This is a genomic window from Amycolatopsis sp. NPDC101161, assembly GCF_044768185.1.
Lineage (GTDB): Bacteria > Actinomycetota > Actinomycetes > Mycobacteriales > Pseudonocardiaceae > Amycolatopsis.
Map to the genome: position 1 here is coordinate 451,531 of NZ_JBIWPI010000005.1, position 21,546 is coordinate 473,076.

Consider the following 21,546-nt stretch of genomic DNA (forward strand, 5'->3'; position numbering starts at 1 on the left):
ACCTGACTGCCGAAGGCGGCCACGGCGCCGTCCCGCTGGAGGGCGTCCCGGCCGCGCCCGGTCCGGTCAAGCACGACTGGCCGCTGTACGAGGTGTTCGTGCGCGGGAAGCGCGGGCTGAACCACGTGCACGTCGGCTCGCTGCACGCGGCCGACGACCAGATGGCGCTGCACCACGCGCGTGACCTCTACACCCGCCGCAACGAGGGCGTGTCGATCTGGGTCGTGCGGGCGTCGGACATCACGGCGTCGTCGCCGGACGAGAAGGACCCGTTCTTCGCGCCGAGCGGCGACAAGGTCTACCGCCACCCGACGTTCTACGACATCCCCGAGGAGGTGCCGCACATATGAGCTTCGACAACGTCTACGAGTCGCTGACCGAGGAGAACGACGCCCGCTGGGCGTTCGGCACCGGCTTCGAGGACCCACTGTCCGGAGTGGACACTTCGGTGCCGTCCGGTGTGGACGGTGCCGCGTTGGCGGCCTACTGCCTGATGCTGGGCGACGACGCGCTGATCTTCTCCCACCGGCTGCAGGAGTGGTGCACGAACGCGCCCGAGCTGGAGGACGAGGTCGCGCTCGCGAACATCGCCCTCGACCTGCTCGGCCAGGCGCGGCTGCTGCTCGCGCGGGCCGGCAAGGCCGACGGCTCGTCACGCACCGAGGACTCGCTCGCCTTCCTCCGCGCGGAAAACGAGTTCCGCAACGTCCGGCTCGCGGAGCTGGGCGGCGGGCACTTCGGGCACCTGATCGCGCGGCTGTTCGTGTTCTCGACGTGGCGGCTGGCGCTGCTGCAGCGGCTGGTGTCGTCGGTCGACCCGGTGCTGGCGGCCATCGCGGACAAGGGCGTCAAGGAGGTGACCTACCACCGCGACTACGCGGCGCAGTGGCTGGTCCGCCTCGGCGACGGGACGCCGCTGTCGCGTTCGCGGATGCAGGAGGGGCTGGACGCGGTCTGGCCGTACGTCGGGGAGCTGTTCCGCACGCACCCGCTCGAGCTGGTGGACGCGGCTTCGCTGCGGCCGGAGTTCGACGCGGTGCTGGACCAGGCGCTGGCCGCGGCAACGCTTGTCTTGCCCACCGCCGGTGAGCTGGCGGGCGTCTCGGGCCGGACGGGCCGCGACGGCGTCCACACCGAGCAGATGGGGTTCCTGCTGGCGGAGCTGCAGAGCGTCGCCCGCGCGATGCCGGACGCGAAATGGTGACGGCGGAGGCGGTCGCGGCGACGGTCACCGACCCCGAGCTGCCGATGCTGACCCTGGCCGACCTGGGCGTGCTGCGTTCGGTGTCCGAAGAGGACGGTCGCGTCGTCGTGGCGATCACGCCGACGTACACGGGCTGCCCGGCGATGGACACCATGCGCGACGACCTGGAGCACGCGCTGGTCTCGGCGGGCTACGCCGACGTCGAGATCCGGACGCAGCTGACGCCGGCGTGGACGTCGGACTGGATTTCGGCCGCGGGGCGGCACAAGCTCGCCGAGGCGGGCATCGCGCCCCCGGGCGCGGCGCCGCGGCGGTCGGGGCCGATCCCGCTGACGTTGTCGGCGCCGGTTTCGCGGGTTTCTTGTCCGTTGTGCGGCTCTTTCGATACGGAGGAGCAGTCCCGCTTCGGCGCGACGGCGTGCAAGGCGCTGCGGCGTTGCCGTTCGTGCTCCGAGCCGTTCGAACACGTCAAGGAGATCTGAGGTGGCGTTCCATCCCCTGAAGGTCGCGGGCGTCGCGCGGTTGTGCGACGACGCGGTCGCGGTGACGTTCGACGTGCCTTCGTCGTTGGCATCGGAGTTCGCCTTCAAACCGGGCCAGTCGCTGACGTTGCGGCGGTCGATCGAGGGCCGCGACGAGCGCCGGTCGTACTCGATCTGCGCCCCGGCGGGAGCGGCGCCCCGGGTCGGCGTCCGCCTGGTCCCGGACGGCTTGTTCTCGTCGTGGCTGGTCAACGAGGTCCGTCCCGGCGACACGATCGAGGTGGCGACGCCGACGGGATCGTTCACCCCGGACTTGGCTTCGGGTGGTCACCACGTGCTGATCGCGGCGGGCTCGGGCATCACGCCGGTGCTGTCGATCGTGGCGTCGTTGCTGCGTTTTTCCGAGGCCACAGTTACGGTTTTGTACGGCAACCGCCGCACGGACACGGTGATGTTCGCGGACGAGCTGGCGGACCTGAAGGACCGCGCGCCCGAGCGCTTGGAGCTGATCCACGTGCTGTCGCGCGAGCCGCGCGAGGCGGAGCTGTTCACGGGGCGCTTGGACGTGCCGAAGCTGCGTTCGTTGTTCTCGTCGTTGGTGCCGGTGTCCTCGGTGGACCATTGGTGGCTGTGCGGCCCGTTCGAGATGGTTTCCGGCGCCCAGGAGCTGTTGACGTCGCTGGAGGTACCGCGGTCGCGGATCCACCAGGAGCTGTTCTACGTGGACACGCCCCCGGCCCCGGTGGAGCACATCGATCCGGGCGTGGCGGGGGAGTCGTCCGAGGTACGCGTGGTCCTGGACGGCCGTTCGTCGACGATGACGTTGCCGCGGTCATCGTCGGTGCTGGACGGGGCCCAGAAGTTCCGGCCGGATTTGCCGTTCGCGTGCAAGGGCGGGGTGTGCGGAACCTGCCGGGCGCGGGTGACGGAGGGCAAGGTGGACTTGCGGAGGAACTTCGCGCTGGAGGAGTCGGAGGTGGAGGCGGGGTTCGTGCTGACGTGCCAGTCGTACCCGGTCTCGGAGGAAATCACCGTCGACTTCGACGCCTGAGGCGGTCAGCGCCGACCCGACACCGGTCGACGGCGAAGCCGATGACTCCGGCAACGGCCGCGCCGGCGAGCCGACGGAGAGCGCCGCGGCGGCCGGCGCAACGCCGTACCCGGGCGCAGCAGGTCGAGATGAACGGCCGGCCGTCGCCCACGCGGTCCAGCCTGCGCGCGAAGAGCGAGCCGACAAGGTGCGGCAGGGTGAGGCAGACGGCGAACAGGCCGGCGCCGGCTTCGCGTCAGAGGATGCGGCGGCGGCGTCGGCGGCGGGGCGTGGGCGGCTCGGTGACCTCGTCCTCCGGTGGGGTCTCGGCCGGCACCCGAGCCGCCGGGTCGGTCAACCCCAGCATCTCCGCCGCCAGTTGCTGGGAGCTCGCGAACATCCCCGTCGGTGCCTCACTCGCCCGTCGCAGCGCTGCCGGGCGGAGGCGGTTGTAGCCCCGGACCGTCACCGGGCGGCGCATGCGGAGCTCGTACGCCTTCTCCTCCGCCAGCTCCGACGCCAGCTCCCGGTCCACCAGGATCGTCCCCGGGCGGGCCACCGACGTCAGGCGGGCCGCCAAGTTGACCACCGAGCCGTACACGTCGCCGAAGCGCGACAGGATCCGGCCCGAGGCCATTCCCGCCCGGACCGCCGGGAGGCTGTCGTCCGCCGAGGTCCGCTCGGTCAGCGTCAACGCGATCTCCGCCGCGTCGACCGGTGAGTCCGCGACGAACAGGACCTCGTCGCCGATCATCTTCACCACGCGGCCGTGGTGCTCGGCGATCACCTCCGTCGCCAGGGTCTCGAACGCGTCCAGGACCCGGCTCAGCTCTTCCTCGTCGATCTGGCGCGTCAGGCGCGTGTAGCCCACCATGTCGACGAACCCGACCACCTCGGTGCGCGTCTCCACGTTGTCACCCGCGGCCGCGAACGCCCGGCCCGCGTACGCCGCCAGGTGGCGGCGCCAGACGAAGTTCTGGACCCGCTCCAGCTCCGGGAGCAGCCGATCGACCAAGCGCGCGACCTGACGCTCGTTGCGGCCCAGCTCCGGCTGCTCCTCGATCAGCTGCCACAGCATGTCGACCTGCCACTCGGCCAGCCGCGACAGGTGCTGGCCGAGCGCGCGCGTCACCGACACCTCGATGCTCGGGTCGATCAGGCCCGACTGGACCAGCTGGTCCGCCGTGCGCATCGCCTCGACGTCGGCGTCGGTGAAGACCACCTCGTCGTCGCGGACCGTCGCGAACCCCAGCGCGCGCCAGAGCCGGCGTGACCGTTCGTCGGGCACGCCGGCCTTTTCGGCCACTTCGAGCCGGGTGTACTTCCGCCTGCCGCCGAGCAGGACGCGTTCGAGCCGCTGCTGGAGCTCCTCGCTCGGGTCGGTCACCGGCTCAGGTCGTGTGGACGATCAGCACGTCCACGCCGGACTTGCGCGCCACCTCCGACGGCACCGAGCCCAGGATCCGGCCGGCGATCGTGTTCAGCCCGCGGTTGCCGACCACCAGCAGGTCGGCCTCGCGCTCGTGCACGACCTTGCGCAGCGAGTCGACCGGGTCACCCTTGACGGCGATCGTGTCGATCTTCTGCGCGCCCGCCTTGGTCGCCCGGTCCCGCGCCGACTGCAGCGTGTCCTCGGCCGGCGCCGAGCCGACGACCTGGTACGCCTCGTCACCGAGGACGTCCTGGGCCTTGTCGACGTCGGTCTTGCTGGCCGGGTAGTACGCACACGCGATGACGAGCGTGGCGCCCGCGTCGCCGGCCACCGCCGCCGCGCGGTCCACCGCCGCGAACGAGGACTCCGAGCCGTCCGTGCCCACCACCACGGTCCGATATGCCGCACCCATGCGCAAAACCTCCACGTGATCCCGCGTGAGCAGGGACGATAACCGGTCGGCACCGACCGCGCAGGCTCGTCCGCGCCCGTGTCGGGTGGAAGGTTACTCGCCAGTCGCTTTCTGCGCTCCGCTCGCCCGCGGAGCCGGCTTCGGCGCGGGCTTGGGAGCCGGTTTGGGGGCCACCTTGGGCTTCGGGACGTCGGACGCCTTGATCCGGATCGTCTCCTCGACGTCGCCCACCGGCGCCGTCTTCCCGGTGTCGGCCGGCTTCAGGTCGTCGGCCTTCAGGTCGGCCGTGACGTCCGCGGGGACCTTGACGTCGTCGCCGAGGACGGTGTGCGCCTCGGCCAGCACCGCCCGCGCCGCGCGGACCTGCTCGGCCAGCCCGCCGCGCACCTTGCGCAGGGCGTCGACGCGCTCGTTGGCCTGGGTGATCCGCCGGTTCGACTCCTCGGTCGCCGTCGTGACGCGGCGCCGCGCCTCGTCGGCGGCCTCCGCGAGCCGGGCGTTGGCCTCGGTGATCGAGTCCTGACGGCGCTTGTTCGCCTCCGCGACGGACTCGCGCTGACGGCGTTCGATGTCCGCCTTCGCGGCCTTCTCCTCTTCGAGGACCTTCGTGCGGATGTCGGCGGCGTCCTGCGTCGCCTCCTGGACGCGGCGGGCGGCCTCGGCCTTGCTCGCGGCCTCCTGCTCGGCCAGCACGCGCATCGCCTCGGTGCGCCGCGAGGCCATCGCGATCTCGAAGTCCTCTTCGACCTTCGTGCGGCGGTCCGACGACTCGGTGTCGAGCCGCTTGCGCTCCGCCTCGGCCTCGTCGGTGATCTTCTTGGCTTCCGCGCGGGCGTCCTCGAGCACCTTGCGGTGCTCCGCCTCCATCTCCTTGCGGCGCAGGTCGAGCTCGGTGAGCAGCTGCTCGTAGCGGGCGCGCATGGCGCTCGCGTCCGTCTCGGCCTTGGCCCGGATGTGGCCGGCCTCGGCCTCGGCGCGGGCCCGCGTGTCGGCGGACTCGTCCTGCGCGAGGCGCAGCATGCGCTGGAGTCGTTCGGAGAGGCCTTCGACGCTCGTCGGCGGCTGGGCGAGCCGGTCTACCTGCCCACGCAGGTCCGCGATCTCGCCGCGCGCGATCTCCAGCTGCCGGGCCAGGTCGCCGGCCTGCGCGATGGCCGCGTCCCGGTCGGCGGTGAGCATCTTGAGGTCGCCGTCCAGCCGCTCGAGGTGCTCGTCGACCTGCGCTCGGCTGTACCCGCGCTTCGCCACGTCGAAGCCGGCTCCCAGCGGCACAAGCTCCCGTTCATCGCCAAGGCTCATGCGCCTACCGTAGTCGCAGCCGGGTCACGGAAGGGTGAGCACCCGTGCGGTGCGCCGAACGTGCCGCGTGGTGCGGCGAGAGGATCTTGCCGCACGCAGGCGACCCGCGACCCGGGGATCGCCTGCGTACGGCCGGTGTCAGGCGCCGCGGAACGCGTTGATCCCCTCGATGTGCTTCGCGCGCTTCTCCTCGTCGCGGACGCCGAGGCCCTCCTGCGGGGCGAGCGCGAGCACACCGACCTTGCCCTGGTGGGCGTTGCGGTGCACGTCGAGGGCGGCCTGCCCGGTGTCTTCCAGCGAGTACGTCTTCGACAGCGTCGGGTGGATCAGGCCCTTCGCGATCAGCCGGTTGGCCTCCCACGACTCGCGGTAGTTCGCGAAGTGCGAGCCGATGATCCGCTTGAGGTTCATCCACAGGTAGCGGTTGTCGTACTGGTGCATGTACCCCGAGGTCGACGCGCACGTGACGATCGTGCCGCCCTTGCGCGCGGCGTAGACGGACGCGCCGAACGTCTCGCGGCCCGGGTGCTCGAAGACGATGTCCGGGTCGTCGCCGCCGGTCAGCTCGCGGATCTTCGCGCCGAAGCGCTGCCACTCCTTCGGGTCCTGCTCGGTGTCGCTCTTCCAGAACTTGTAGTCCTCGGCGCTGCGGTCGATGATTAGCTCGGCGCCGAGCTTGCGGCAGATCGCCGCCTTCTCCGGGCTGGAAACGACGCAGACCGGGATCGCGCCGCCGTTGAGTGCGTACTGCGTCGCGTAGGAGCCGAGGCCGCCGGACGCGCCCCAGATCAGGACGACGTCACCCTGCTTCATGTCCGCGCCGTTGCGCGAGACGAGCTGGCGGTAGGCGGTGGAGTTGACCAGGCCGGGGGAGGCGGCTTCCTCCCAGGTCAGGTGGTCCGGCTTCGGCATCAGCTGGTTGGCCTTGACCAGCGCGACCTCGGCGAGGCCGCCGAAGTTCGTCTCGAAGCCCCAGATCCGCTGCTCGGTGTCGAGCATCGTGTCGTTGTGCCCGTCCGGGCCTTCGAGCTCGACGTTCAGGCAGTGCGCGACGACCTCGTCGCCCGGCTTCCAGTTGTGCACGCCGACGCCGGTCCGGAGCACGACGCCGGACAGGTCCGAGCCGACCACGTGGTAGGGCAGGTCGTGCCGCTTGGCCAGCGGCGAGAGCTTCCCGTACTTCTTGAGGAACTTGAACGTGGGGATCGGCTCGAAGATCGACGTCCACACGGTGTTGTAGTTGATGGCGCTCGCCATCACGGCGACCAGCGCCTCGCCCGGGCCCAGCTCGGGGACCGGGACGTCGTCGACGTGCAGCGACTTGCGCGGGTCCTTGTCCCGGCTCTCGAGGCCCTCGAACATGTCGACCTCGTCGGCGTGCACGGTCACCCCGCGGTAGCTCTCGGGCACGGGCAAGGACCCGACCGCGGCGGACTCGCCGTTCAGGATGGCCTGCTGGATCTCGCCGAGCTGCGTCATCGGTTCCTCCGCGGAGATGGGGGTCAACGGCGTTGGCGGCAGAAATTACTCGCCGGTAACACGCGGACACAACTGTACGAGACGGAGGGCACGATTACACGTCGAACTGTGACCGATCAGTCTTGACCGGCCGGCCAGTCAAGCGGATCATCGGCCGTGGGAACACCCACCCGGCCAGCAGTTTCACCGACGGAGGTGAGCACGAATGAGTGAAGTCTCTACGCGCGCCTGGGCCCGGCCGCACGATTGGGCCGAGGTCGTCATCGGGGTGGTCGCCGCTCTTTCACCCCTTTGGCTGAGCACGGACACGACCGCGATGTGGACGATGGTCGTCCTGGGTGCCTTGATCGCACTCGACGGCCTGGTCTCGCTGGCGATGCCGGGCATGGTCTACGGCGAAGGCATCCAGATCGCGCTCGGCGTGCTGCTGTTCATCGCGCCGTGGGTGATGAGCTACACCGAGTTCAACGGCGCTTCCTGGACGTCCTGGATCGCCGGGGTGCTGACGGTCATCGCCGGCGCGGCAGCCATGCCGGTCGCGAACGCCGCGCACCGCACCGCCGGCCAGCACTGACGCCGCAGGAGGCACGCATGACCGAGGACTCGGCGAAGGAACGCATCCTCCGCGCCGCCGAGGCGCTCTTCGCCGAGTCCGGCTTCGACGCCACCCCGACCTCCCGCATCGCGGAGCGGGCCGGGGTGCCGAAGGGGCTGGTGCACTACTACTTCCGGCACAAGGCGGACCTGCTCACCGCGCTCGTCGAGCGGCTGCCCGACGAGCGCATCGAGCCGGCCGTGGTCGTCGTCCCCGGCGACCTGGCGGGCAGCCTGCGCCGGCTCGTCCACGAGCTCGACCACCGCTTCAGCCGGTCGCTCGGGCTCTCGCACCTGCTGTGGCGCGAGGCCGACACCCACCGCGTCGTCCGCGACGCCCTCCACGAGCGCTTCCAGGTGCTCGTGCGGCAGGTCCGCGCGGTGATCCTGGCGGCCACGGGCGGCGTCCTGCCCACGGCGGACGTCGAGCGGGCGTCGGGCCTGCTGGCGCGCGCGGTCAGCCACCGCCACGCGACGGCCCGCCACTCGGACGACGACTTGCCCGCCGAGTTCGACGGCGAGCTGACGTTCATCGCCGACGCCCTCGTCGCGAAGACGGCGTCGGCTTAGCCGCGCGCCTTATCACCGGCGTGCGGTTCGCGCGGGCCGGAGTTGTTGCGCCCGAACGGGTTCGCGTCAGTGCGCGGCGCCGTCCTTCGCCGGCTCCACCAGCTCCACCAGGACGCCGCCCGCGTCCTTCGGGTGGACGAAGTTCACCCGGCTGTTGGAGGTGCCGCGCTTCGCCGCGTCGTACAGCAGGCGCAGGCCCTGCTCGCGCAAGGCGGCCGCCGCCGCGTCCACATCGGACACGCGGTACGCCAGCTGCTGCAGGCCCGGGCCGCTCTTGGCCAGGAACTTGCCGATCGCCGAGTCGTCGCGCAGCGGGGCCAGCAGCTGGATCTGCGTCTCCGTGCCCGCCGTGCCGGGCGCGCGCAGCATCGCCTCGCGCACCCCCTGTTCCTCGTTCACCTCCTCGTGCGCCACTTCCAGGCCGAAGTGCGTGCGGTGGAACTCGATGGCCGCGTCCAGGTCCGGGACCGCGATGCCGACGTGGTCGATGGCCGTCACGAACGGCCGCAGGGCGTCATTCATGGAGGCAGGATAGGGCGCTCCCGACCGGCGTCGACCCCGATTCTTCGCGTGCCCCGCCTCACACTGGCTCCATCAAGAAGGCCGCCCTCCGGGTATGGTCGGAAAAACTGCCCATGCGCCGAAGCTTGGAGGACGCCGTGTCCGGTTCCGTGATCCTGGGTGCCGCCCGTACACCGATCGGGCGTCTGCTCGGATCCCTCAAGGACTTCACGGGGGCACAGCTGGGCGGGGTCGCGATCAAGGCGGCCCTCGAACGCGCCGGGGTCTCCCCGGACGCGGTGCAGTACACGATCATGGGCCAGGTGCTGACCGCCGGCGCCGGCCAGATCCCCGCGCGCCAGGCCGCGGTCGCCGCGGGCATCCCGATGAGCGTGCCGGCCCTGACGATCAACAAGGTCTGCCTTTCCGGCCTCGACGCCATCGCGCTCGCCGACCAGCTCATCCGGGCCGGCGAGTTCGACCTCGTCGTCGCCGGCGGCCAGGAGTCGATGACCCAGGCGCCGCACCTGCTGCCGAAGTCCCGCTCCGGCTTCAAGTACGGCGACACCACGCTCGTCGACCACATGGCCTACGACGGCCTCTTCTGCGCCTTCGACCAGGTCGCCATGGGCGCCTCGACGGAGAAGTACAACTCCCGCTACGGGGTCACCCGCGAGCAGCAGGACGCGTTCTCCGCGCGTTCGCACCAGCGCGCGGCCGAGGCGATCAAGAACGGCTACTTCGCCGACGAGATCGCGCCGGTCTCCATCCCGCAACGCAAGGGCGACCCGGTCGTCTTCGACACCGACGAGGGTGTGCGCGCCGACACCACCGCCGAAGGCCTCGCGAAGCTGCGCCCCGCCTTCGCCTCGGACGGCACCATCACCGCCGGCTCGGCGTCGCAGATCTCCGACGGCGCCGCCGCGGTCGTGGTGGCCAGCAAGGCGAAGGCCGAGGAGCTCGGCCTGACGCCGATCGCCGAGATCGGTGCGCACGGCGTCGTCGCCGGGCCGGACGCGAGCCTGCACGAGCAGCCGTCGAACGCCATCCTCGCCGCGCTGGCGAAGGCGAACCTCGGCGCCGACGCGCTCGACCTCGTCGAGATCAACGAAGCCTTCGCCGCCGTCGGGCTGGTGTCGACCGAGAAGCTCGGCCTCGACCCGGAGAAGGTCAACGTCAACGGCGGGGCCATCGCCCTCGGCCACCCGATCGGCGCCTCCGGTGCCCGGCTCGCCGTGCACCTGATCCACGAGCTGCGCCGCCGCGGCGGCGGGCTCGGCGCGGCCGCGCTGTGCGGTGGCGGCGGCCAGGGCGACGCCCTGCTGCTGCGGGTGCCGTCCGCGTAAGTGGCCGGTGCACTCGACCTCGACGACCTGGTCGGCCGCGCGCGGGACGGGCAGCCCCGTGCCGTCGCGCGGCTGCTGTCGCTCGTCGAGGACGCCCACCCCCGCGTCGCCGAGATCGCGCGGGCGCTGACCCCGCACACCGGACGGGCCCGGGTCGTCGGGCTCACCGGTCCGCCGGGCGTCGGCAAGTCGACCTCGACGTCGGCCCTGCTCACCGCGTTGCGAGCGGAGGGCAAGCGGGTCGGCGTGCTCGCGATCGACCCGTCTTCGCCGTTTTCGGGCGGCGCGCTGCTCGGCGACCGGATCCGGATGACCGAGCACGCCACCGACCCCGGCGTGTTCATCCGCTCGATGGCCACGCGCGGGCACCTCGGCGGGCTGTCGTGGGCGACCCCGCAGGCGGTGCGCGTGCTCGACGCCGCCGGCTTCGACGTGGTGCTGATCGAGACGGTCGGCGTCGGACAGTCCGAAGTGGACGTCGTGAAGCTGGCCGACACCACGGTGGTGCTGCTCGCGCCGGGGATGGGCGACGGGATCCAGGCCGCGAAGGCCGGGGTGCTGGAGATCGCCGACGTCTTCGTCGTGAACAAGGCCGACCGCGAGGGCGCCGACGCGACGGTGCACGACCTCAAGCAGATGATTTCGCTGGCGCGCCGCGAGATCCGGGGCGCGAGCTGGCGCCAGCCGATCGTGCGGACGGTCGCGGCGAAGGGCGAGGGTGTCGACGAGGTGGTGGCGGCGCTGACCGCGCACCACGACTGGCTGGTGGCGCACGACGAGCTGGCCCGCCGCCGGATCGCGCGGGCGCGCGACGAGGTCGAGGCCATCGCGGTCCGGCGGCTGCGGGCCGAGCTGGCCGACCTGCGCGGTGGCGGGCGGCTGGCCGGGGTGGCCGAGCGGGTGGTGGCGCGGGAGCTCGACCCGTTCGCGGCCGCGGATGAGCTGATCGCCGACCTGCGGGGCTGAGGTTTCGCTGCGCGGGGGCTGGTGGGTGGGGCGGGTCGGTGCTTCGGCGTGTGGGGGCTGGTGGGTGGGGCGGATCTGCGCCTCGGCATGTGGGAGCTGATCGGTCGGGTGGATCGGCGGCTCGGCGTGTGGGGGCTGATCGGTGGGGCGGGTCGGTACTTCGGCGTGTGGGGCCTGATCGGTGGAGCGGATCGGTGCCTCGGCGTGCGGGAGCCGATGGGTGGTGGGGATCTGCAGTGTCGGCGCCCCGCTGTGTGGGAGCTTGTGTGTGGGGTGGCTTTGCGGTGTCGGCGCCTCGGCGTGGGGGAGACGGGCGGGGCGGATCTGCGGTGTCGGCGCTCCGCCGCGCGGGAGCTGTTGGGTGGGGCGGGCCCGGGCCTGCGGCGCTGATGCCTCGCCGTCTGGAGACTGTCGGCCGTGGATTCGCGGGGCGGGCGGGAAGAGCCTGCGCCGGCGGGCAGGCTGCGGAGGCTGTCGGCGCTTCCGGGTGGCCAGCGCTATCCCGATCAACAGCGAAAACGCAGTCGCCGCAACGGTTCTTCGGCGGTGTGCCATGACTTCCCCCTTCTCGGTGCGGCGGGTTTGCCGCGTGATCGACATCGTGCGCCGGGGGTCCGACAATTTCCGGGGTGTCGCCCTCCCGATTCACCCGATGGGCTGACAGGGGCGACTTTCGCCGGTTATTCCTGTCGGTGCCGGGCCCTAGACTGCGGGGCGCTCCGGAACCGGGCGATCACTGGGAGGGCGTGCAGGATGAAGAAGACACTCGTCACCGCGCTGGCGGCCGGCGCGTTGTTCGTGGCGGGCAATGGTGTCGCCGCCGCGGCCGATGCGCCGCCGCCGAAGACGACGCACGGGCCGTGCCAGTACACCGAGACGCCGGACGAGCCGGCCGCGCGGCCGGTGCCGTTGCCACCCGACCCGCGGCACACGCCGAGCCGCGGGAAGGTGGACGTCGCGGTCCCGACCAGCCAGGGCGCGCTGCCGCTGACGCTCGACCGCGCGAAGGCGCCGTGCACGGTGCAGAGCTTCCTGCACCTGGCGCGGCACCGGTTCTACGACCACACGGTGTGCCACCGGCTGACCGCCTACCCGACGCTGAAGGTCCTGCAGTGCGGCGACCCGACCGCGACCGGCGAGGGCGGGCCGGGGTACAAGTACAAGGACGAGCTGCCGGTGGACCTGCCGCCGGCGCCGACCGACCCGACCGGCGCGCGCCGGGTCTACGCGCGCGGGTTGCTGGCGATGGCCAACGCGGGCCCGGACACGAACGGTTCGCAGTTCTTCGTGGTGTACGGCGATTCCGCGCTGCGGCCGAACTACACGGTGTTCGGCACGGTCGGGGCCGAGGGGCTGCGGACGCTCGACAAGGTCGCGGCTGGGGGGATCCAGCCGACGGCCGACGATCCCGCGCCGGTCGATGGGACGCCGGTGCTGCGGACGGAACTGCTTCGGGTCCGGCCCGGCTGCTGGTTCTGACGGTGACCGCGGGCCGCTCCGGTGGGGTGGCCCGCGGATGGCCGGGCGGCGGCTCGGTGAGGAGGTGGCCGGGCTGCAGGAATGCCACGTGCGGTCACGGCGGTGGTGTGGTGGCCTGCGGCGGAAGTGGGGGTGCCGGCCGGGCGGTGGCGCGCGGGGCGGGACGGGGTCAAGCGGTGATCTCCCACAACGCCTCCACCAGCGTCTGGGTCGCACCGGCGAACGCGTGCTTCGGTGTTGCCGCGTAGCCGACCAGTAAGCCTCCCTGGCGCTCCTCGCCCATCCAATACCCGTGCAGACCCTCGATGCCGATCGCTCGGCGGCGGCACGCCGCCAGGGCCGTTGCCTCCGACGGGCCGTCCGGCGGCAGCATCAACAGCAAGTGCAAGCCCGCCGCTATGCCCTGGGGGCGGACCGTGTCCGGCAGCGCCGCCAATAGCCGGGTGCGGCGGGAGCGGTACTCCGCCCTGCTGCGGCGGATGTGCTGGTCGTACGCTCCCGAGTCGATCAGCTCGGCCAGCGCCAGCTGGTTCAGCAGCGCCGGCCGGGAACCGCTGTCGGCCATCGCGGCTCGGACCGGTTCGACCAACGACCTGGGCAGCACCAGCCACGCCAGCCGCAGCGCTGGTGCCAGGGTCTTGCTCGCCGTTCCCGCGTACACCACCCGCTCCGGCGCCAATGCCTGAAGCGCCCCGACCTGCTGGCGGTCGAAGCGGAACTCGCCGTCGTAGTCGTCCTCCAGCACTACCGCGCCGGAGCGGGTCAGGGCCGCTCGGCGGTGCGGGGCCAGCGTCACCCCGGTGGGGTACTGGTGCGCCGCCGTCACCACCACCGCCGGACTGTCCAAAGCGGACACATCCAAGCCGTCCTCGTCGACCGGCACGCCGACCACCCGAGGGCCCTGCGCCGCCGCGATCGAGCGGTACATGCCCAGCGACGGGTTCTCGAACGCCATTTCGCCGACACCCAACGAGAACAACGCCCGGGACAGCACCGCGATCGCGTGCGAATACCCGTGGCACACCACGATCCGCGCCGGGTCCGCGACCACGCCACGGGCGCGGGCGAGGTACCCCGCCAGGGTGTCGCGCAGCTCGGGCGCGCCCAGTTCCGACTCGTAGCCGAACGCCGACGCCGGCGTCCGCAGCAACGCCCGCCGGGTCGCGGTGATCCACGCCTGGCGCGGGAACGCCGTCAGGTCCGGACGCCCCGGACGCAGGTCCCAGCGCGGCGCCGGGTCGCGCGGTGCCTGCCTCGGCGCGGACTGGGGGAGCGAGCCCGCCGTCGCCACGCGGGTCGGCGCGCCCTGGGCCGTGCGCAGGTACCCCTCCGCGGCCAGGTCGGCGTACACCCGGGTGACCGTGCCGCGCGCGATGCCCAGGTCGGACGCCAGCGCGCGGGTCGACGGGACCGTCGCGTCCGGCTGCCAGCGGCCCGCGCGGATCGCCGCCCGGATCGCGTCGGCGAGGCCGCTCCGGCCGGTCGACGGCTCCCAGCCGAGGTGGACGTCGAGGCCGGAACTGGACCACGAATCTGCCATGTCACTGGACCATACCCGTGGACCAGTTCGGACTAGCGTGGACACCATGACGAAGCGAATCGGACTCGGGCAGTCGCCCGAGCTCTACCAGGCGATGGCCAACCTGCAGGCCGAGGTCAACAAGGCCGGGGCGAACGCCGGCCTCGACCCGAAGCTCCTCGAACTGGTCAAGACCCGCGCGTCCCAGATCAACGGCTGCGCGTACTGCCTCGACATGCACTCCCGCGACGCTCTCGAGCTGGGGGAGTCGCCGCGGCGTCTGTTCGTGCTCGACGGCTGGCGCGAGACGGACCTCTTCACCGAGCAGGAGCAGGCCGCCCTCGCCCTCACCGAGGCGATGACCAAGCTGTCCGCGACCCAGACCGTTCCCGACGACGTCTACGAAGAGGCGGCGCGGGTGTTCACCGAGGACCAGTACCGCGCGGTCGCGTGGGAGGTCATCGCGATCAACAGCTGGAACCGGATGACCATCACCAGCCACACGCCGCTCCCGAAGCGCGACGCGTGAGCGCCGCCGCGCTCAAGGCGCTGCACGTCCCGGGCAGGCCCCTGGTCCTGCCGAACGCGTGGGACGCCGACACGGCCAAGCTCGTCGAGGCCGCCGGGTTCCCGGCCGTCGCGACCAGCTCGGTCGCCGTGGCCGCCGCGCTCGGGTTCGCCGACGGCGAGCAGGCGCCCGCGGACGAAATGTTCGCCGCGGCGAGACGCATCGCGAACGCCGTGAGCGTGCCGGTGACCGTCGACGCCGAATCGGGCTACGGCCTGTCCGGCGCCGAGCTGGCCGGACGCCTGTCCGACGCCGGCGCCGTCGGCTGCAACTTCGAGGACACCGACCACGCGACCGGCGGGGTCCGGCCGGTCGCCGAGCAGGCCGAGCGGATCGCCGCCCTGCGCGACGCGGCCGGCGACGGCCTGGTGATCAACGCTCGCGTCGACTCCTTCCGCGGCGTCGACCCGAAGGACCACCTCGTCGACGGCATCGCCCGGGCACGGGCGTACCTCGAGGCGGGCGCGGACTGCGTCTACCCGATCCACCTGCGCACACCCGAGGTGCTCGCCGTGTTCGTGGAGGGCGTCGGCGGCGCCGTCAACGCGCCGGCCTGGCCGGGCAGCCCGGGTCTCGGCGGCCTCGCCGAACTGGGCGTGGCGAGGATTTCACTGGGTGGTGGGCTCTGGCAGTACGTCCGCAAGCAGCTCGAAGCGACGCTCGCGGGTGTCGCCGAAGGAAAACTGCCGTACTGAGAAATGGCCGAAGGCCGCCGCGAGGATGACTCACGACGGCCTTCGGTGTCTCGGGGTGTCAGTGGGCGACGGCCTTCTCGGCGCCCGCGCCGGTCAGGGAGCGGACCTCCATCTCGGCGTACTTCTTCTCGTCGTGCTCCTTCGACAGGACCGTGCCCAGCCAGCCCAGGATGAACGCGGCCGGGATCGAGACGATGCCGGGGTTGCTCAGCGGGAACCAGGCGAAGTCCGCGGTCTTGATCATCGACGTGCTCTTGCCGGACACCGCCGGCGAGAACACGATCAGCACGATCGTGATGGCCAGGCCGCCGTAGATCGACCACAGCGCGCCCTGGGTGTTGAACCGCTTCCAGAACAGCGAGTAGAGGATCGTCGGCAGGTTGGCCGACGCCGCCACCGCGAAGGCCAGCGCCACCAGGAACGCGACGTTCTGCCCGTTGGCCAGGATGCCGCCGCCGATGGCGAGGGCGCCGATGACCACCGCGGTGATCCGGGCGACCTTGACCTCGGAGTCCGGCGACGTCTTGCCGCGCTTGACGACGTTCGCGTAGACGTCGTGGGCGAAGGACGCCGACGCCGTGATCGTCAGGCCGGCGACCACCGCGAGGATCGTCGCGAAGGCGACCGCGGAGATCAGGCCCAGCAGCACCGGCCCGCCCAGTTCGAGCGCGAGCAGCGGCGCCGCGGAGTTGACCCCACCCGGTGCCTTCTTGATCGTGTCCGGCCCGACCAGCGCGCCCGCGCCGTAGCCGAGCACCAGCGTGAACAGGTAGAACACGCCGATCAGCACGATCGCCCAGACCACCGAGCGACGCGCGTCGCGGGCCGTCGGCACCGTGTAGAAGCGCATCAGGACGTGCGGGAGGCCGGCGGTGCCCAGCACCAGCGCGATGCCGAGGGAGAAGAAGTCCAGTTTGGACGTTCCGGTGGCGCCGTACTGCTTGCCCGGGCCGAGCAGCGTCTCCCCGGCCTTGCCCGCCTTGTCGACGGCGGCCTGCAGCAGGCTGGAGAAGTTGAAGTTGTACTTGCCGAGCACCCACAGGGTGATCACGAGCGCGCCGACGATCAGCAGCGCGGCCTTGATGATCTGCACCCAGGTGGTGCCCTTCATGCCGCCGATCAGGACGTAGGCGATCATGATCACGCCGACGACCGCGATGACCAGGGCCTGCGCCCCGCTGCCTTCGACGCCGAGCAGCAGCGCGACGAGACCGCCGGCGCCGGCCATCTGGGCGAGCAGGTAGAAGAACGACACGGCCAGCGTCGACGTCGCGGCCGCGGCCCGCACCGGGCGCTGCTTCATGCGGAACGCCAGCACGTCGCCCATCGTGAACTTGCCGGTGTTGCGCAGCAGTTCCGCGACCAGCAGCAGCGCGACGAGCCACGCCACGAGGAAGCCGATGGAGTAGAGGAAGCCGTCGTAGCCGTTGATGGCGATCGCGCCCGCGATGCCGAGGAACGACGCCGCCGACAGGTAGTCACCCGAGATCGCGATGCCGTTCTGGGGACCGGTGAACGCGCGCCCGGCGGCGTAGTAGTCCGACGCCGTCTTGGTGTTGCGGCTGGCGCGGAACACGATCACCAGCGTGATGACCACGAAGGCGGCGAAGATGATGATGTTGAGGACCGGGTTGCTGCCTTCCACACCCGCGGCGATGTCGAAGTTCACGGCTGCTCCTTCTCGATGTCCTCGCGGATCTTCTCCGCGACCGGGTCGAGCTTCCGGTTCGCGTACCGCACGTAGAGGCCGGTGATCACGAACGTCGAGACGAACTGCAGCAGGCCGAAGATCAGGCCGATGTTGATGTTGCCGAAGACCTTCGTGCTCATGAAGCCGTGCGCGTAGTCCGCGAGCAGCACGTAGAGCAGGTACCAGAGGAGGAAGACCGCCGTCATCGGGAAGACGAACCGGCGCAGCCGGCTGCGCAGCTCGCGGAACTCGGTGCTTTCGTGCGCGCGTTCCCAGATGGTCTCGGACGTGTCCGGGGGGCCGCCGCCGGTCTCCGTCGTGCTCATCGCTGCTCCCTGCGACGTTGCGGAAAGTGACCTGCGACACCGTAGGGACGTGTGAGTCCCGCGTGAAGATTCAGCGGCTCAACAGCCGGGCCAGACGACGAACGGTTGACGAACGGTCGCGGGGTTCCGTCGAACGGGGTTCGTCCAGGTGCAGGCGGAGCATGGCGGCCGTCGACCAGGCGGGCGGCCTGCCGCGCAGCGAGACCAACGCCATTGCGCCGAATGCCAGCGGTACCGACCAGGGTGCCGGTTGCTGCACCAAGATCGCCACCCAGCCGTGCAGATCCGGGCCGGCGAGGGCGAACAGGATCGAGCCGGACGACGCGATCAGCCCGGTCAGCACCCCGGCGATCCCGCCGGCCGCCGTCAGCCGCGGCCACCAGATACCGAGCACCAAAAGTGGGCAGAACGTCGACGCGGCCACGGTGAAGCCCCACGTGACGAGCACCCCGGCGTCGAGCTCGGCCGAGCGCAGCGCCAGCAGGACCATGATCGCGGCGACGCCGAACACCGCGATCCGCAGCCGGCGCAGCCCGCCGGGCACGAGGTCGTGCGCGATCGCGCCGGACATCACCAGCAGCAGCCCGAGCGACGTCGCCAGGAACGCCGCGAACGCGCCCGCCGTCAGCAGCGCCGTGAAGAGCCCGCCGGCCCAGCCACTGTCCACTTGGTACGGCAGCGCGACGACCACCGTGTCCGTCGCGCCCGACAGGTAGAGGCCGGGCACGAGAACCCGGCCGAGGACGCCGTAGACGCCGGGGAAGAGGTAGAAGATCCCCAGCAGCGCCACGGTGATCGCGGCGGTGCGGCGCGCGGCGCGGCCGTCCGGGCTGGTGTGGAAGCGCATGAGCACGTGCGGCAGGCCCATCGTGCCGAGCATGGTCGCGATGAGCACGGACCACGTGCCGAGCAGCGGGTAGCCCTGGTCGCCGAGGTCGAGCAGCGGCCGCTGCCAGTCGTGCCCGCCCAGCGGGGCGCCGCCGCGGACGGCCGGGACCGCGGTGCCTTCGCCGAACACGACGGCGTCCTGGCTGTGCGCGGTGAACTCGCCCGGCGGCAGGGTCCGCGGGACGCCGTTGACGCGCACGGCGGTCGGCTCGCGGATCTCCATGGTGACGTCGACTTCGAACCGCACCGGCGTTTCGCGGGCGAAGTGCGTGAACTCGACCGGGTGGAGGGCGTCGGCCCGGTTGACCGCGCCCGCCTGCAGCACCAGCCAGATCGCGGGGATGAGGAACAACAGCAGCTTCAGCACGAACTGGAACGCCTGCACGTACGTCGCCGCGCGCATCCCGCCGAGCGCGAGGGTGACGCTGACCGCGGCGCCGGCCAGCACGACGCCGACCCAGTACGGCGTGCCGCCGACCGCGGTGAGCACCAGGCCCGCGGTGCGGAACTGCGGGACGACGTAGATCGTGCCGATCACCAGCACGACCACCGCGGCCAGGCGGCGCAGGGCGGGGGAGTTGAGGCGGGCTTCGGCGAAGTCGGGGACGGTCAGCGCGCCCGACCTTCGCATCGGTGCGGCGACCAGGACGAGCATCGCGATGTAGCCGGCCGTGAAGCCGACCGGGTACCAGAGGGCACCGATGCCGTCCTTGACGACGAGCCCGGCGACGCCGAGGAACGAAGCCGCGGACAGGTATTCGCCGGAGACGGCGGCCGAGTTGACCAGCGGCGAGATCCGACGGGACGCGACGAGGAAGTCCGACGTCGTGCGCATGGCGGCGACCCCGCGGACGCCGATGAGCAGCGTCACGAGGACTACGGGGGCGACGGCGAGCGCGACGCCCACTAGTCGTCCTCGAGGCGTTCGGCGCGACGCAGCTGCCAGCGGGCCAGCACGGCCATCGCGGGGTAGGGGAGGACCGCGATCATCAGCCAGGACAGCGGGATTCCCAGCAGCCGCACGGAGTCCAGGCCCGGGAAGATCGCGAAGACCCCCGGCAGGCCGAGGAGGAGGGCGAACATCAGGACCAGCGCGGGGATGCCGCGACGGCGCTGGGCGCGGTAGAGCGTGGTGGCGCGCTGGGTGTCGCTCGCGGGGAGCCGGGGCTGGCGCCAGCGGTGCCGCGACCGGCGGCGCGCGTGGGCCAGACGGGTCTGCGGGCTCGTGACGGCGACCCGGCGGATCTTGCTCATCGCGGGCCCGGCCCGAGCTGGCCGCGTTGCGCCGCTTCCAGCAGTCGGTCGCGCAGGTCCCGCGCGTGCCGGCGGCTGACCGGGACGTCGCCCGCCTCCGTGTGCGCCAACAGGCCGCCCGCGCTGTCGCTGCGCAGCTCCAGCACCGCGCCCACCGCCAGCAGGAAGCCCCGGTGCACGCGGCTGAACCCCGTGCCCTCCCAGTACTCCTCGAGCCGCGAAATCGGCATCCGCACCAGGTGGACGCCGCCGCGCGTGTGCAACCGGACGTAGTCGCCGTGGGCCTCGACGAACAGCACGTCGTCGCGGCGGACGTACCGCGTCCGGCCGCCCGACTCCACCGGCAGCGCCGCCATCGCGTCCGGCGTCGGCCGGGACGCGGGGGTCGCCATCCGCAGCACCTTCGCCAGCGCCGCCGACAGCCGTTCGGCGCGCACCGGTTTGAGCAGGTAGTCGACCGCGCCGATGCCGTACGCCGTCACCGCGTGGCCGTCGTGCGCGGTGACGAACACGATCACCGGCGGCTCGCTCAGCTTCGCCAGCAGCGACGCCAGTTCGAGCCCGTCGAGGCCTGGCATGGAGATGTCGAGGAACACCGCGTCGAAGCGGTCCGCCTGAAGCAGCTTCAACGCCTTCAGCGCGTCACTCGCGCCGACGACTTCGCCGACTTCGGGCGCTTCGCGCAGCATGGTGCACAACTCGTCCAGGGCGGGCGCGAGGTCGTCGACGGCCAGGACCCGAAGCGAAGTCACGGCAGCACCCCCGGCTGGAACCGCGGCACCCGCACGACCACGCGCGTCCCGGCGCCGACCTCGGTCTCGACGGTCAGGCCGTACCAGGCGCCGTAGACGTCCCGCAGCCGTCTGTCCACATTGGCCAGTCCGAGCCCGGCCGGGTCGTCCTCGCCGGTGCGCCCGGCCAGGATGTCCGCCGCGCGCTTCGGGTCCATGCCGACCCCGTCGTCTTCGACGAAGATCACGCAGTCGTTCCCTTCCGCCTGGCCGTGCACCTGGACCAGGCCCGTGCCCGAGCGCGGCTCGATGCCGTGCCGGATCGCGTTCTCCACCAACGGCTCCAGCACGAGGTACGGCACCGCGACGGCGAGGATCTCCGGCGCGACCCGCACCTGGACGCGCAGGCGTTCGCCGAGCACCGCCCGCTGCAGCGCGAGGTACGTCTCGATCGCGCGGAACTCCTCGGCGACCACCGTGTACTCACCGTGGCGAGCGAGGCTGTAGCGCGTGTAGTCGGCGAAGTCGAGCATGAGGTCGCGGGCGCGGTCGGGGTCCGAGCGCACCAGCGACGCGATGACGGTCAGTGCGTTGTAGACGAAGTGCGGGGACATCTCGGCCCGCAGCGCCCGCAGTTCGGCCTGCGCCGCCTGTTCGGCGGACGCCTCGAGCCGCCCGCGTTCCAGAGCCTGCACGACGAGGTCCGCGGCCTGGGCCGCGACCGCGTCCCGGACGTCGCCGACGACGAGCAGCGCTCCGGCCAGTTCGTCGCGGACGTGCAGCGGCAGCACCATGACGTCGGGCGCGGAGCCGGGTTCCTCGGTGTGGAGCACGCCGTCGAGCACCGACGCGACGACGGCGTCCGGCCCGGGCCGCCCCGACCACAGCAGCGAGCCGGAGAGGTCGGTGAGCCCGAGCCCGGGGAAGCCGAACAGGCGCCGCAGGCTGTGCGCGGCGCGGCGCGCGCGGGTGCCCGACAGGCCGTCGCGCAGGTCGTCGGTGATCCGGCGGGCGGCGGCGAGCACCGGCAGCGGGTCGGCGCGGGATGCCGCGCGCAGGTGCACGGTCAACGGGCCTCCCC

General features: G+C 71.9%; 23 protein-coding genes. 11 read left to right on the forward strand and 12 right to left on the reverse strand.

Annotation, left to right across the window (positions count from 1 at the left end; translation table 11 throughout):
* The first annotated feature begins 35 nt into the window (after positions 1–35).
* Genes paaB through paaE form a run of 4 tightly spaced genes read left to right on the forward strand, consistent with a single transcriptional unit; the run spans position 36 to position 2,737 of the window.
* On the forward strand, positions 36–350 hold the full coding sequence (gene paaB / locus ACIRSS_RS35515; RefSeq protein WP_286003483.1) for a 1,2-phenylacetyl-CoA epoxidase subunit PaaB: 315 nt from the start codon (positions 36–38) through the stop codon (positions 348–350).
* Positions 347–1,204, forward strand: coding sequence for a 1,2-phenylacetyl-CoA epoxidase subunit PaaC (gene paaC, locus ACIRSS_RS35520; RefSeq protein ID WP_400902910.1), 858 nt, complete (start codon positions 347–349; stop codon positions 1,202–1,204). Before paaB ends, paaC begins: the two co-directional genes overlap by 4 nt.
* Positions 1,198–1,686 carry a 1,2-phenylacetyl-CoA epoxidase subunit PaaD gene (gene paaD / locus ACIRSS_RS35525; protein WP_400902913.1) on the forward strand — a complete coding sequence of 163 codons (489 nt, stop codon included), beginning with the start codon at positions 1,198–1,200 and terminating at the stop codon, positions 1,684–1,686. Before paaC ends, paaD begins: the two co-directional genes overlap by 7 nt.
* Position 1,687: 1 nt before the next feature.
* Complete coding sequence (paaE, locus tag ACIRSS_RS35530; RefSeq protein ID WP_400902916.1) at positions 1,688–2,737, forward strand: 1,2-phenylacetyl-CoA epoxidase subunit PaaE; 1,050 nt, start codon at positions 1,688–1,690, stop codon at positions 2,735–2,737.
* Positions 2,738–2,972: 235 nt separating this feature from the next.
* Here paaE and ACIRSS_RS35535 read toward each other — a convergent pair whose 3' ends face one another.
* From ACIRSS_RS35535 to ccrA, 4 genes are all read right to left on the reverse strand, one after another.
* Positions 2,973–4,103 (reverse strand): adenylate/guanylate cyclase domain-containing protein, encoded by a 1,131-nt coding sequence (locus ACIRSS_RS35535; protein WP_400902918.1) that lies wholly within the window; start codon positions 4,101–4,103, stop codon positions 2,973–2,975.
* A 4-nt stretch (positions 4,104–4,107) separates the two neighbouring features.
* A complete protein-coding gene (locus ACIRSS_RS35540; RefSeq protein WP_400902921.1) occupies positions 4,108–4,560 on the reverse strand; it encodes a universal stress protein in 453 nt (150 codons plus the stop codon).
* 93 nt (positions 4,561–4,653) lie between these two features.
* Positions 4,654–5,832 (reverse strand): chromosome segregation protein, encoded by a 1,179-nt coding sequence (locus ACIRSS_RS35545; RefSeq protein ID WP_400904010.1) that lies wholly within the window; start codon positions 5,830–5,832, stop codon positions 4,654–4,656.
* Positions 5,833–5,997: 165 nt separating this feature from the next.
* Positions 5,998–7,338 carry a crotonyl-CoA carboxylase/reductase gene (ccrA, locus tag ACIRSS_RS35550; protein WP_400902924.1) on the reverse strand — a complete coding sequence of 447 codons (1,341 nt, stop codon included), beginning with the start codon at positions 7,336–7,338 and terminating at the stop codon, positions 5,998–6,000.
* A 205-nt stretch (positions 7,339–7,543) separates the two neighbouring features.
* Here ccrA and ACIRSS_RS35555 point away from each other — a divergent pair, with 205 nt between their 5' ends.
* Positions 7,544–7,912: an SPW repeat protein gene (locus ACIRSS_RS35555; protein WP_400902927.1), complete on the forward strand. Its 369-nt coding sequence runs from the start codon at positions 7,544–7,546 to the stop codon at positions 7,910–7,912.
* 17 nt (positions 7,913–7,929) lie between these two features.
* On the forward strand, positions 7,930–8,502 hold the full coding sequence (locus ACIRSS_RS35560) for a TetR/AcrR family transcriptional regulator (protein ID WP_400902930.1): 573 nt from the start codon (positions 7,930–7,932) through the stop codon (positions 8,500–8,502).
* A gap of 66 nt (positions 8,503–8,568) precedes the next feature.
* Here ACIRSS_RS35560 and mce read toward each other — a convergent pair whose 3' ends face one another.
* Complete coding sequence (gene mce / locus ACIRSS_RS35565) at positions 8,569–9,024, reverse strand: methylmalonyl-CoA epimerase (protein ID WP_400902933.1); 456 nt, start codon at positions 9,022–9,024, stop codon at positions 8,569–8,571.
* 137 nt (positions 9,025–9,161) lie between these two features.
* Between mce and ACIRSS_RS35570 the strand changes: the two genes are divergently transcribed.
* The 3 genes from ACIRSS_RS35570 (at position 9,162) to ACIRSS_RS35580 (ending at position 12,794) form a co-directional block, all read left to right on the forward strand.
* Entirely contained in the window at positions 9,162–10,349 is a 1,188-nt protein-coding gene (locus ACIRSS_RS35570) for an acetyl-CoA C-acetyltransferase (protein WP_400902935.1), read from the forward strand.
* Entirely contained in the window at positions 10,350–11,315 is a 966-nt protein-coding gene (gene meaB, locus ACIRSS_RS35575) for a methylmalonyl Co-A mutase-associated GTPase MeaB (protein WP_400902937.1), read from the forward strand.
* 753 nt (positions 11,316–12,068) lie between these two features.
* Entirely contained in the window at positions 12,069–12,794 is a 726-nt protein-coding gene (locus ACIRSS_RS35580; RefSeq protein WP_400902940.1) for a peptidylprolyl isomerase, read from the forward strand.
* A gap of 169 nt (positions 12,795–12,963) precedes the next feature.
* Here ACIRSS_RS35580 and ACIRSS_RS35585 read toward each other — a convergent pair whose 3' ends face one another.
* A complete protein-coding gene (locus ACIRSS_RS35585) occupies positions 12,964–14,334 on the reverse strand; it encodes a PLP-dependent aminotransferase family protein (RefSeq protein ID WP_400902943.1) in 1,371 nt (456 codons plus the stop codon).
* A gap of 46 nt (positions 14,335–14,380) precedes the next feature.
* Between ACIRSS_RS35585 and ACIRSS_RS35590 the strand changes: the two genes are divergently transcribed.
* Entirely contained in the window at positions 14,381–14,842 is a 462-nt protein-coding gene (locus ACIRSS_RS35590) for a carboxymuconolactone decarboxylase family protein (RefSeq protein ID WP_400902946.1), read from the forward strand.
* Complete coding sequence (locus ACIRSS_RS35595; RefSeq protein ID WP_400902948.1) at positions 14,839–15,576, forward strand: isocitrate lyase/phosphoenolpyruvate mutase family protein; 738 nt, start codon at positions 14,839–14,841, stop codon at positions 15,574–15,576. The genes ACIRSS_RS35590 and ACIRSS_RS35595 overlap by 4 nt, the downstream gene beginning before the upstream one ends.
* Before the next feature lie 58 nt (positions 15,577–15,634).
* Here ACIRSS_RS35595 and ACIRSS_RS35600 read toward each other — a convergent pair whose 3' ends face one another.
* The 6 genes from ACIRSS_RS35600 to ACIRSS_RS35625 form a co-directional block, all read right to left on the reverse strand.
* A complete protein-coding gene (locus ACIRSS_RS35600) occupies positions 15,635–17,245 on the reverse strand; it encodes a cation acetate symporter (RefSeq protein WP_400902951.1) in 1,611 nt (536 codons plus the stop codon).
* Positions 17,242–17,592: a DUF485 domain-containing protein gene (locus ACIRSS_RS35605; protein ID WP_400902953.1), complete on the reverse strand. Its 351-nt coding sequence runs from the start codon at positions 17,590–17,592 to the stop codon at positions 17,242–17,244. Before ACIRSS_RS35605 ends, ACIRSS_RS35600 begins: the two co-directional genes overlap by 4 nt.
* Positions 17,593–17,662: 70 nt before the next feature.
* Positions 17,663–19,387 (reverse strand): cation acetate symporter, encoded by a 1,725-nt coding sequence (locus ACIRSS_RS35610; RefSeq protein WP_400902955.1) that lies wholly within the window; start codon positions 19,385–19,387, stop codon positions 17,663–17,665.
* Positions 19,387–19,734 (reverse strand): hypothetical protein, encoded by a 348-nt coding sequence (locus ACIRSS_RS35615; protein ID WP_400902958.1) that lies wholly within the window; start codon positions 19,732–19,734, stop codon positions 19,387–19,389. Before ACIRSS_RS35615 ends, ACIRSS_RS35610 begins: the two co-directional genes overlap by 1 nt.
* A complete protein-coding gene (locus ACIRSS_RS35620; protein WP_400902961.1) occupies positions 19,731–20,486 on the reverse strand; it encodes a LytR/AlgR family response regulator transcription factor in 756 nt (251 codons plus the stop codon). The genes ACIRSS_RS35615 and ACIRSS_RS35620 overlap by 4 nt, the downstream gene beginning before the upstream one ends.
* Positions 20,483–21,529 carry a sensor histidine kinase gene (locus tag ACIRSS_RS35625; protein ID WP_400904012.1) on the reverse strand — a complete coding sequence of 349 codons (1,047 nt, stop codon included), beginning with the start codon at positions 21,527–21,529 and terminating at the stop codon, positions 20,483–20,485. The genes ACIRSS_RS35620 and ACIRSS_RS35625 overlap by 4 nt, the downstream gene beginning before the upstream one ends.
* Positions 21,530–21,546: the final 17 nt, after the last annotated feature.